Below are 11,287 nucleotides of genomic sequence, written 5' to 3'. Positions count from 1 at the left end.
GATGATTGTCTTGACCCGCCGTATCACCGAACCCGGCAAGCTGGGCGAAACCGGCAGCGTTACCCTGGACGTGGACAGCCGCATCAAGAGCCGCCTGCGGGTGACCCTGGATGATGGTCGCGAAGCCGGGCTGATGCTCGAGCGCGGCCACCTGCTGCGCGGGGGCGAACTGCTGGCCGATGCCGAGGGTACTCAGCTGATCCGTGTGCTGGCGGCGCCCGAGGCGGTGTCCACGGTGCGCTGCGCCGACCCGCTCCTGCTGGCCCGCGCGGCCTATCACCTGGGCAACCGCCATGTGCCGCTGCAGATCGAACCCGGCCTGTTGCGTTTCCAGCACGACCACGTGCTGGACGACATGTTGCGTGGCCTGGGCCTGACGGTAGAGGCCGAACAGGCGCCGTTCGAGCCTGAAGCGGGCGCCTACCAAAGTGCACCGCACAGCCACAGCCACAGCCACAGCCACAGCCACAGCCACAGCCACAGCCATAGCCATAGCCACGCCCACGGCCACGATCACCCGTTCGTGCGCCTGCCTGCCCATTCCTGAACTGCCTGGAGCAACCGATGAAAAAGACTTTCGCCCTGTTTCTGCTGATGCTGGCTCTGCCTGCCTTCGCCCACCCTGGGCACGACGCCAACCCGCTGCACGACGGCCTGCTGCACCCGCTGACTGGTCTTGACCACCTGCTGATGCTGCTGGGCACCGGTGTACTCGCCGCTTTGACCCGGCGCAGCCTGACGCTACCCCTGGCAACCTTGGCGGCGATGTTCGGCGGCGCGGTGTGCGGCCACCTGTTCGGCGATGTACTGGGCATGGAAACCCTGATTGCCGTGTCGCTGCTGGTGGCTGCCGGTGCAGTGCTGTTGCCCAGCCGCCAACTGCTGCTGGCCATGGCCATGCCGGTGTTCGCCCTGTTCCATGGCTGGGCCCATGGCGTGGAAGCCACGCCAAGCGCGTTCTGGCAGTTCAGCGCCGGCTTCGTCACGGTGAGCGGCCTGTTGCTGGCGGCCGGTTTCGCGGTCGGTTGCCTGTTGCGCAGGCACAGCGGCCTGCAGAAGGCCTTTGGCGGTGGCCTGCTGGCCGGCGCCGCGCTGGTCCTGGCCGGTTGATGGACAGCGACCTGGCGCTGTTGCGCCTGCTGCAACTGGCCAGCCCTGGCTTGCCGGTGGGTGGTTTTACCTACTCGCAAGGCCTGGAGTGGGCGGTCGAGGCGGGTTGGGTACGGGACGTGGATGGTTTCGCTGCCTGGCAGCGCGAACAGATCGACGACACCCTGGCCTGCCTCGACTGGCCGGTGCTGGCACGCCTGTACCAAGCCTGCCAGGCCGAGGACACCGAGGCCTTCGGCCATTGGAGCCGCTTTCTGCTGGCCAACCGCGAAACGGCCGAGCTGCGCCTGGAAGAACAGCAGCGCGGCGCGGCGTTGGCACGGCTGCTGGACGGCTGGCAACTGGGCCAGGCGCCGGCCTGGCGAGCCAGCCTCGAACTCACCCAGCTGGGCGGTATGGCCTGGCTGGCTGCGCACTGGGCTATCCCACTGCGCCAGTTGGCCCTGGGCCATGGCTTTGCCTGGCTGGAGGGCGCGGTAATGGCTGGGGTCAAGCTGGTGCCGTTCGGCCAGCAGGCTGCCCAGACCTTGCTGCGCGACCTGGGAGCAGAGCTGCCCGCGGCGCTCGACCGGGCACTGGCCCTGGGCGATGACCAGCTTGGTGGCGGCCTGCCGTTGCTGGCCATTGCCTCATCGCGTCACGAAACCCAATACACCCGTTTGTTCCGTTCCTGAGGACTGCCTGCATGCAAAGCTATCAACAACCCCTGCGCGTCGGTGTCGGCGGCCCGGTCGGCTCCGGCAAGACGGCGCTGCTCGAGGCCTTGTGCAAGGCCATGCGCGACCACTACCAGATCGCAGTGGTCACCAACGATATCTACACCAAGGAGGACCAGCGCATCCTCACCGAAGCCGGGGCCCTCGAGCCGGAGCGCATCGTCGGCGTGGAGACCGGCGGCTGTCCGCACACGGCGATACGTGAAGACGCCTCGATGAATTTGGCGGCGGTCGAAGCCCTGGCGCGCAAGTTTGGCAACCTCGAGGTGATCTTCGTCGAAAGCGGCGGTGATAACCTGAGTGCGACTTTCAGCCCGGAGCTGGCCGACCTGACCATCTACGTGATCGACGTGGCCGAAGGCGAGAAGATCCCGCGCAAGGGTGGGCCGGGGATTACCAAGTCGGACTTCCTGGTGATCAACAAGACCGACCTGGCGCCCTACGTGGGGGCTTCGCTGGAAGTGATGGAGCGCGATACCCAGCGCATGCGCCCGCAGCGGCCCTGGACCTTCAGCAACCTGAAGAAGGGCGAGGGGCTGCAGACGGTGATCGACTTCATCGTCGAGCGCGGGATGCTGGGTGTGCGTGGCTGACATATCGCGGCCCCAGTGGGAGCGGGCGCGCCCGCGAAACAGGCGACGCGGTGCCTGGCACCGGCTTTGCCGGTGTTCGCGGGCATGCCCGCTCCCACAAGGGATATGTGTTGCCTCCCGTTATTTGTGGCAGCAGTGAGGTTTATCCGGCTGCCCTTCATAACGGTCATGGTGCCGCACCCAATCCATGGTCGCCCCCTCGTTGCGCCCCAGTGGCGCAATATCGAGAAAGTTGTAGGTATTGACCAGGATGTCCAGCCCGCGGGCATAGGTTGAGTAGGTGTGGTACACGCTGCCATCGGGCTCGCGGTAGAACGCACTCAGCCCGGGAAGCTCGCTTTCATCGCCCTCATATGGCTCATAGTTGTACTGCCGCTGGCCCTCGCTGCCGACGCTGACGCCAAAGTCCTCGTTGAACCCGCTGCCATGTGACGAATACCAGGGGAACTGCCAGCCCATGCGCCGGCGGAAGGCCTGGAACTCGGCATACGGTGCCCGCGACACCGCCACCAACGACACGTCGTGATGCGCCAGGTGCAAGTTGGCGCCGTCAAAGTGGTCGGCCAGGAACGAGCAGCCGGGGCAACCTTCGCTCCAGCCCTCGGCGAACATGAAGTGGTAAACCAGCAATTGGCTGCGGCCCGCGAACAGGTCGGCCAGGCTCAGTTCGCCGTCCGGCCCCTGGAAGCGATAGTCCTGCTCCACCTTTACCCAAGGCAGGGCGCGACGGGCTGCTGCCAGCGCATCGCGGTGGTGGGTGAAGGCCTTTTCGTGCAGCCACAGCTGCCGCCTGGCCGCCAGCCACTGGCTGCGGGAAACCACCGGGTGCCTGCTTTCGCTCGTGCTCATGGTGCTGTCTCCACATTTGGGATTCACACACTAGTCGAGCACGGGCAGGTCGGATCGACAGGCCGCGGCGGCCAGGCGATGAGTGGTATTGCTCAGCCCGAATGGGCGATATGCCCTTCGCTCAGTTCATCCGCTGCTTCATCTTCCCCAGGCAGCGCGGTGATCACGCTGAAGTCGCTGATTTCCACCTGGCCACCGCCATAGCCCAGCAGATGGAAGGAAAACGCCTTGCGCGCGGTCGGGTTGTCGAAGCTGAACTCCATCTCCAGCGGCTCGTCGGTAGTGACTTTTACTTCGTCAGGCAAGCCCAGCGGTACGTCCTGCTCCAGCTGCTTTGCCTTGAGCTGGATATAGGCTGCGCGCCTGGGGTCCAGCGAACGTACCTTTACCCGTACGCGGGTATGCGAACCCTCGGGCATTTCCAGGTACTGGGCGCCGATCAGGTTGTCGGCCCAGTCATCTTTGATGCGCTTGCGCAGCTGGATCGGCGATGGGCCACCGAACTGGTAACGCAGGTTGAGCGGTGTTTGCAGCAGGGACTGGTCTAGCACCCCGGCAAGGGCGCCGATCTGCTGGCCGAGCAGGCTATCGCCCGGGCCCAGGTAACGTGCCTGGTCGGCGATGAAGCCCTCGCTGGCGTAGCGCCGGCAGCGCTGCTGGAAGTCGCATTCGGTGAAAACACCCTGGCCGTCGTGATAGCGCAGCATGCCATTGGTGTAGGAGATCATCTCGCGACCGCTGTCGTAGTCGCGGTACAGCGAGCGACCGCCGAGCGCCATGGGGATGGGCAGGGCAAAGTAGTCGAGCAGGGAGGTGGCCAGGTCGATATGGCCATAGGTACCGCGCTTGATCCGTGGCAACTGCGCCTGCTCGGGTGCCAGGGTGAGGTTGAAGCCCCAGGACGAGGCCAGGCGCACACCGTCGATGCCGTGGGACTCGTCGGAAGTCACCACCACCAGGGTGTCCTTGAGTACGCCCTGGCGTTCGAGGTTGTCGAGGAATGTACCGAGTGCGTCGTCCAGGTAGGCGACTGCCGCCTGTTTCGGCGTGTCGTAGCGCTCCAGGTACTCGGTCGGTGCCGAGTACGGTTGGTGGGTGCCCACGGTGAGCAGGGTCAGCATCCATGGCTTGTCCTGCCTTTGCAGCTGGCCGACGTAATCCAGCGCACCTTCGAAGAAGGCGCGGTCATCCTTGCCCCAGGGGAAGTCCAGGTAGTTCTTGTTACGGAACCACTCCTGGCCATGCACCGCGTCAAAGCCGATGTGCGGCATGATGCGGTCCTTGGCCATGAAGCGCAGGCCGGCGCCTTGCAGGTAGTGGGTAGTGAAGCCGGCCTGGCGCAACTGCGCCGGCAGGCAGGCCTGGTTGCGTTCGTTCTGGGTCAGCAGTTCCATGCCTTTGGGCGTGCCGTTGGCCAACTTGTCGTAATCACCGCACAGCATCGCGTACAGGCCACGGATGGTCTGGTGGGTGTGCAGTACGTAGTCCGGGGTGTTCATGCCGCGCTCGGCCCACTGGCTGAGCTTGGGCATCAGCTCTTCGTCGAAGCGGCTGTGCAAGGCCTGGCGGTTGGGCCGCAAATAGGCCCCGGGGATGCCTTCCACGGTGATGACCAGCAGGTTGCGGGCGTTGCCTGGCCCGGCGAGCAGGCGCTGGCCATGCAGGTCGGACTGGGTCAGACCAGTGCTGGCCATAGGGGTGAAAGTTTGTGTCCGGCCCATCCAGCCTTGGACCTGGCGCTGCAGGTTGCCGGCTCCGGCCGACAGCAGCTGGTGGGTGAGGTTGTATTGCCGCCATTGGTCGGCGTCGGAAGGTACCAGTTGCTGGCTGCCCCAATGGGCGCCGAACAGCAGCAGCGGAATGGCCCAGGCCGTGCGTGGCAGCGGCTGGCTGGGGTGGGTACGGCTGCGCCAGGCGCTGGCCAGCCAGGCCAACAGGCCGGCGCCCATGGCCCAGGGCAGCCAGGCATGGGCCAGGCCGCCACCGGTCGAGTTTTCCATGAACTGCGGGTCGACCAGGTAGGTCAGGTCGGCGCTGGTAGGCAAACGACCCACCGCGCTCACCAGTTCGGCCGAAGCCACCCAAAGGGCCGACCAGGCCAGCAATACGGGGAGCGCCAGCCACCACGGCCGACGGTGCAGCAGCAAGACCAGCAAGCTGCCAAGGGCGAGGTCGGACAGGTAACCGAGCGGGTTGGACCAACCCAGCATGGCGCGCGTACCCAGTGGGATCACCAGTACCAGGGCCGCCAGGGCGACAAGCCGGGTACGTGGGTGGTCTGACAGGTTCTTCACAAAAACATCCCTTTTGCCATTAAATCGTCATGCAACTGTGCTTGATGATAACAGGCCGCGGCAGGGAAGGCGGGCCGGGCAGGGGTGGTAACCAGGCGCGGGGCCCGTTCGCGCAGGCCCGGCCGATGGCAAGTATCAGAAGTAGTAGGGGAATTTCAGGCTGAAGGAAAAGTCCGGTGCGTCATCGGTCAGACCAATGGCCAGGTTGGGCACGATGGTCAGGTTGTCGGTGGCGGCGAAGGTCATGCCGATGTTGAAGTTGGCTGCGTTGTAGTCGCTGTTGGAGATCGACTGCCAGTCGCCGCCATCCGGTTTTATCTTGCTCTTGCGGGCGAACTGGTCGGACACCGAGAACGACATGCTCATCTTCTCGTTCAGGGCAAAGGCGATACCGCCGCCGATCTGCCACGAGTCGCCCAGCTTAACGTCGCCGGGCACCTTGCTGTTGACCTGTGGGCTGATGTCACTGAACGAGTCCTCCATGTTGTAGGTGTAGGACAGGCTGCCGAACAACACGGCCGGGTCGAACGTCTTGACCAGCGAGATGCCCGGCGTGATCGACCAGACGCCGTTGCCGGTCGGCAGGCTTTCCGGTACCGACAGGTTGTCGTTGCCCTCCACCTGGCGCAGTTTGATGCCATAGGGGTCTTTGCCGGTCGGCGCCTTGATGCGCAAGGTAGCGACGGCGTCAGGCCAGGTCTCGTCTTCGTCGAGGAACTTGTAGGCGATGCCGACGTTGACGTCGCCGATCTCCGGGTCGCGGGTTACGGTTTCGTCCGAGGTGCTCGCCCCGGCGCCCCCTGCACCGCCGGAAGAGTAGGTGGATTCGCGGTACACCACCGGGACGTTGATATCGAACTGCCAGCGCTGGGCTAGGTTGTAGCGGGCAGTCATGTCCAGGGTCCAGTTATCTGCCTTCACCCGGTCAAGGTTGATACTGCCGAGGAAGATCGAGTCCAGTGCCAGGAAGCCGTTGAGCACCAGCGCCCGGGTATCGTAATGGGTATAGGTGACACCGGTCTCGAAGCTGAACTTGCCACCGCCGAAAAAGCCGCTGGCCTCGTCGTACAGGTTGGACACGCTCTGAGCCGGTTCAGCGTCAGCGGTGAGCGCCTGGCCATAGGAGCTGCCGGTGGTACCCGGTGCGCCCGAAGCCACCGTCTGTGCGCCCTTGACTCCTTCAGCCGGGGACCTGACCAGGCGTTTGGGCGGTGGTGCAGTCGGGGTTTCCTCTACCTGGCGCACGCGCTGCTCCAGCACCATCAGCGCTTGCTGCTGGGCTTCGTAGCGGCGTTTCAGCTCCATCAGTTCCTGCTTGAGAGCCTCGACCTGAGGGTCGGCTGCGGCGTAGAGCAATGTGGCCGGGGCCAAGGTGGTCAAACACACAAAAGCTTTGAGCGATAAAGATCGGTGCATGGAATTGCCGTCCCTGCCGACTACTTTTGATGAGACTGAGCGTAGATCAGTATCCAAATGTGCGAAGACCTTTGAGCTGATCGAGGCTACCGTTCAGCGACGCGGCGGTTGGCACGCTTTCGCGCATCACCACATTGAGGGTGGTGACGTTATTGACCCGGTTGCCATTGCCCAGCAGCGTCGAGTTCTGCATCAGGCCACCCTGCGCCAGGCGCTGCATGCTGTTGCCCTGGTTGTTGCTGGCACTGATATTGAACTGCACCCCTGCGCCGCTGGCGGACACGCTCAGCGCACCTGCGCCGTTTGCCCCCGTCAGCGTCTGGCCGTTGGCCAGCGCCTGGCCCTGTGGCTGCCCGGTGGGCGCCTGGTCGGCCTTGGAGACATTGATCGCAACATTGTTGTAGGCGGTATTGTTGTCGCCAGCTGCGCGTACCACCTGGGTCACACCCTCTGTGGTGTTGAGGCCGGCACCGCCTGTAACGGTACCGGTACCCGGTGCCGTGGCTCCAGCAGATGCCGTGCCAGTGCCGCTTTCGTCAACCAACGACACATAGAATTGCGGTTTGATGGTCGACTGCTGAATCTGCATCGTGCTCGTCGCACCGATCATGTCCCCTTTGGCATTCTGCCAGGTGCTGGACATGACGATACCGAAACTCACGATCCGCCCGGGCATCACGTAGCGGCCACGCAGGCTCGCCAGCTCGTGGTCCTTCAACTCGATGGGCTTGAACGTTTCGGCATGGGTAGGAAGGCTGACGGTCAGGCATGCAATTGCAAGCCAGAATGCATTCTTCATTGGGGTACTCCCCGGAGCCTCGTGCTCCTTGTCGTTGCAAGAAGTTAGAAGAAGTCGCTTTTGATGAACCCGAAATCCAGCAGTTCTGCATCACGTACCGGAGTGAAGGTGCTCACCCGGCCCTTGGCAGTCAGGGGTAGCGGCGGGTCGAGCAGGACATTGTTCTTGTCGTAGCCCTGGCCGATGACGGCGAAGATGATGCCGTTCCAGCCCTTGAGAAAATCGTCGACCTTGTAGCGTTTGTGGCCCAGTACCGGGTCACCGATGTACACCCAGCCCTTGTCGACCTTCTGCATGACCACGAAGTGCTTGTATCCGCGCACCTCCATCAGCACCACGACCGGAATCCGCACGCTGTGCAGGGTCTCGGGTGCTACCCGGTAGCCACGGGCACGCATCCCCAGGCTTTCCACGTAGCGTTTCATGTCGAGCATCGAGAAGCCTTGCGTGCGCACCAGGTCCTGGTCGGCGTGGGCCAGCATGCCTTCGATGATCTGTTGTTCGTCCACGTCCAGCCAGTAGGCCTGGCGCAGGATGGTGGCCAGCGCGGCTGCGCCGCAGCTGAAGTCGGTCTTCTGTTGCACCAGGTCGGCGAACTTGCGCTCGCGTATGCTCTGGATGGGCTTGAACACCACGGCGCCGCCCGGCAGGACGGACAGCGGCATTTGTGCCGCTTCGCTCACGCTGGCCAGGCACAGCAAAAACGCCAGGGCAATGATGCGCATGATCGGATGCCTTCCGGGTCTGTTGAAGAAAGGCCCCCCGAAGGGGGCCTCAAGCACAGCGATCAGAACGAGGTGTTGGAGATGGCCAGCGAGTTGCTCTGCTGGTTGCCCACACCGGCCGCCACGTTCACGCCCAGGTTGCCGCTGCCACCGTTCACCGAACCGCTAAGGGTTGCAGTGTTGGTAACAGGGTTGGCCCAGCCGGTCGGGGTCAGCACTTGGAAGGACACGGTATTGCTCAAGTCGTAGGCACTGCTTTCGCTGTAGCTCTTCGACACGTCGTTCGACGATTGAGACGATTTCTCGCCAGACTTTTCAAACGCCGATTCCGATGCGTTGGCATAGGACGACTCGTGAGCCTTCTCATACGAGGAGTCGCGAGACTTCTCGTAGCTCGATTGGCGAGACTTGTCGTACGACGAGTCGAATGCCTTCTCGAACGACTTGTCGTAAGAGCTTTCCCGCGAGTGGTCGACATCCACATTGAGCGATGCATTGAGCGAGGCATCGAAGCTGTCGGTGCGAGTGCGCTCGTGACGGCCGTAATCGGTGGTCCTGGTGCGGGTCGCATCGGCTGCCGCGGCCAAGGAGGCGCTCAGGCTGGCACTGCTGGACGAACTGGCGTTGCCAGCCATCGAGCCACTGGCATTCCAGCTGTTGGAGCCGCTGGCACTGGAACTGTGCGAACCGCTGGCGTTCATGCTGCTCGAACCGCTGGAGTTCCAGCCACTGGAGCCACTGGAACTGGCGCTTTGCGAGCCGGCCACGCTGAAGCTCGAGGACGAGCTGCGGTCGTCAGTCGAATTGAACGTGCCCTCACGCGAGCTGGAGCCGCTCTTGGTAGTGGTGATGGTCAGCGTATCCACCCGGTAGGTGCGGTCGGCGCCGTTGTTCACCGTCAGGCCTGGGCCGTTCTGGTCGGCAGTGGCGGTGGCAGTGGCATTGCCCAGCGGGGCGCCGGTGTTGGCGATGGCCATGGTGTTCTTCTGCTGGTTCAGGTCGCCGCCAGCGATGTTGATGCCGACGTTACCCTCCGCACCATCGGCCGAGCCGGTCATGACCGCTGAGTTCTGGGTGGACCAGTTGTCGACACGGTTGTTGTTGCTGAACTGGCGTACGTCAGCTGTGGCTTCGGCGGTGCCGAACACGAAGCTGTTGTCCAGGCTGGACTCGGACGATGCATTGGCAATGGCCGCAGCATTGTCCTGCTGGTTGCCGTTACCGGCTGCCACGTTGACACCCACGTTGCCACTTGCGCCCGTGGCCGAGCTGCTCATTTCGGCTTCGTTGATGGTGCCTTGGTTGGTGATGGTATTACCCGTGCTGCGTTGGCTGTCCATGGCGTTGGCTGTGGCATACACAGGGATCTTGGTGGGAGGAGGGGTGTGATGCCCATTATTGTGGTGACCATTGTGGTGCCCGCCACGCCGGTCGTTCTGATCAGCTTGTACAGCAACAGCCATGACCGCAGCAATTGCGAAAACCAGAGGCTTGATTGCCATCGAGGGTTTCATGGTGATTCTCCGTACGATTAGGTTAAGTGTCGTTCTTGACTGGAAGGGTCAATCCGCGACCCGGATGCTCAGGGTGTTGGCCATGCGGTTTCCCACCCCGGCACTCTGGTTCAACTGAATCACTCCACGGCTACCGGTGAAGGCCTGGTCACTGGTGGTGACTTGGCGATGGCCAGTTGAAGTGTCAATCGGACCGGAGTTGTTGTGCAGCGCCACGTTCTGTTGCATGAGGACGCTGTCGTCGATGGTTTGCGGCTGGGCACCGATACTGATGCTCAGTGCGTTGGCTTGCTGGGTGTTGGCGCCGGCGCTCTGGTTGACCCCCAGTGCGCCGCTACCGTTGCTGAAGGCGTCGCCCTGTATGGTCGAGCGTGCGTTCATTGTGGGGGCTGCAGGGGTGTTCAGGCGCTGGCGAATCTGCGTGGTGGCGCTGGCCTCGGGCCCGACCGCGAAGGCGCGCGCGTTGGCCTGTTGCTGTTGGTCACCGGCCGCCTGGTTGACCGACAGGTTGCCCTGGTAACGGCTGCCCGAGCTGTCGATGTCGGCGTTGTTGATCACGGGGACCGGGGATTGCGCGAAGGTCGATGTACTGCACAGCGTGACCAGGATCAGCAGCGTGTGCTTCATCTCACTTGCCTCCGGTCAGGATCTGCAGCGGTGCCAGGCCGCGCTGTACGCTCGAATTGACCATGTTCGAGATGCCATTGCCCGAGCCCGTGCCGCGGCCACCGGCCAGGTTGGGCAGTTGGGACTGGTTGTTGAGGTTGCCGCCCAGGTTGTTGGTCTGCTGGGTAATCAAGGTGCTGATACCAGCACCGCTGCTGATGTTGGCGAAGTCGCCATCACTCAGTTCGTTGGTTTGCTTGAGGATGTGCGCGGAAGGGTTGGCATTGACGGTGGTGGGGTTGGGGTCGGGTCGTAACGGCGGGACAACGGCGTTGCGTGTCTGCACGTCACGGGTTATCACGATGATGCCGTTGTCGGCCTGGGCCGTAAGGCTCAACGAGCCCAGCACAGAGCCCATCAGCAACAGGTAATAGAGGCGTTTGTCAGTTTTCCTCACGACGGCAACTCCTTCAATGAGCGCTGGCCTTGATCAGCGATGTGAACGAGGGAGCAGAAGGTGTGCCGCTTTTGAGAAGCGTTTGCAGATCAAAAGGTTAAGGTGAGTACCATGACAAGCTGCGGCGTATTCTGTCTCAGGGTTGAAACAGGCAGCCGCTGGCGGTGCGGGCAAAGCCAGTGTCGGCCTTGATTGGAAGGGTTTTTGC

The 11,287-nt window shown here is 63.2% G+C and carries 12 protein-coding genes; 4 read left to right on the top strand and 8 right to left on the bottom strand.

The features are described from left to right. The first annotated feature begins 1 nt into the window (after position 1). The 4 genes from ureE to ureG are packed head-to-tail and all read left to right on the top strand — an operon-like array spanning position 2 to position 2,419. Positions 2-547 (top strand): urease accessory protein UreE, encoded by a 546-nt coding sequence (gene ureE / locus V3314_RS17145; protein WP_338459351.1) that lies wholly within the window; start codon positions 2-4, stop codon positions 545-547. Between the two features lie 17 nt (positions 548-564). Next, complete coding sequence (locus V3314_RS17140) at positions 565-1,110, top strand: HupE/UreJ family protein (protein WP_046616885.1); 546 nt, start codon at positions 565-567, stop codon at positions 1,108-1,110. Continuing rightward, on the top strand, positions 1,110-1,784 hold the full coding sequence (locus V3314_RS17135) for an urease accessory protein UreF (protein WP_338459350.1): 675 nt from the start codon (positions 1,110-1,112) through the stop codon (positions 1,782-1,784). The genes V3314_RS17140 and V3314_RS17135 overlap by 1 nt, the downstream gene beginning before the upstream one ends. A gap of 11 nt (positions 1,785-1,795) precedes the next feature. Beyond that, positions 1,796-2,419, top strand: coding sequence for an urease accessory protein UreG (gene ureG, locus V3314_RS17130; RefSeq protein WP_046616883.1), 624 nt, complete (start codon positions 1,796-1,798; stop codon positions 2,417-2,419). Positions 2,420-2,539: 120 nt separating this feature from the next. Here ureG and V3314_RS17125 read toward each other — a convergent pair whose 3' ends face one another. From V3314_RS17125 to V3314_RS17090, 8 genes are all read right to left on the bottom strand, one after another. Then, the gene (locus tag V3314_RS17125; RefSeq protein WP_338459348.1) at positions 2,540-3,268 is read right to left on the bottom strand and encodes a thioredoxin family protein; all 729 of its coding nucleotides are present in this window, start codon (positions 3,266-3,268) and stop codon (positions 2,540-2,542) included. Between the two features lie 92 nt (positions 3,269-3,360). After that, complete coding sequence (locus V3314_RS17120) at positions 3,361-5,562, bottom strand: LTA synthase family protein (protein ID WP_046616881.1); 2,202 nt, start codon at positions 5,560-5,562, stop codon at positions 3,361-3,363. Between the two features lie 135 nt (positions 5,563-5,697). Then, positions 5,698-6,978 (bottom strand): hypothetical protein, encoded by a 1,281-nt coding sequence (locus V3314_RS17115; protein WP_046616880.1) that lies wholly within the window; start codon positions 6,976-6,978, stop codon positions 5,698-5,700. A 46-nt stretch (positions 6,979-7,024) separates the two neighbouring features. Continuing rightward, the gene (locus tag V3314_RS17110; protein WP_338459347.1) at positions 7,025-7,777 is read right to left on the bottom strand and encodes a hypothetical protein; all 753 of its coding nucleotides are present in this window, start codon (positions 7,775-7,777) and stop codon (positions 7,025-7,027) included. A gap of 44 nt (positions 7,778-7,821) precedes the next feature. Then, positions 7,822-8,502, bottom strand: coding sequence for a C39 family peptidase (locus V3314_RS17105; RefSeq protein ID WP_046616878.1), 681 nt, complete (start codon positions 8,500-8,502; stop codon positions 7,822-7,824). Between the two features lie 62 nt (positions 8,503-8,564). Continuing rightward, the gene (locus V3314_RS17100) at positions 8,565-10,016 is read right to left on the bottom strand and encodes a hypothetical protein (protein WP_046616877.1); all 1,452 of its coding nucleotides are present in this window, start codon (positions 10,014-10,016) and stop codon (positions 8,565-8,567) included. A gap of 48 nt (positions 10,017-10,064) precedes the next feature. Beyond that, the gene (locus tag V3314_RS17095) at positions 10,065-10,643 is read right to left on the bottom strand and encodes an adhesin (RefSeq protein ID WP_338459345.1); all 579 of its coding nucleotides are present in this window, start codon (positions 10,641-10,643) and stop codon (positions 10,065-10,067) included. Between the two features lies 1 nt (position 10,644). Then, positions 10,645-11,079, bottom strand: coding sequence for a hypothetical protein (locus tag V3314_RS17090; protein WP_046616875.1), 435 nt, complete (start codon positions 11,077-11,079; stop codon positions 10,645-10,647). Between the last annotated feature and the right edge of the window lie 208 nt (positions 11,080-11,287).

It is taken from the genome of Pseudomonas sp. TE3-3-F2023 (assembly GCF_036784815.1).
GTDB classification, from domain to species: Bacteria; Pseudomonadota; Gammaproteobacteria; order Pseudomonadales; family Pseudomonadaceae; genus Aquipseudomonas; species Aquipseudomonas pudica.
Note: the sequence above shows the minus strand (reverse complement) of the source record. Positions and strands in the feature narration are given on the sequence as shown.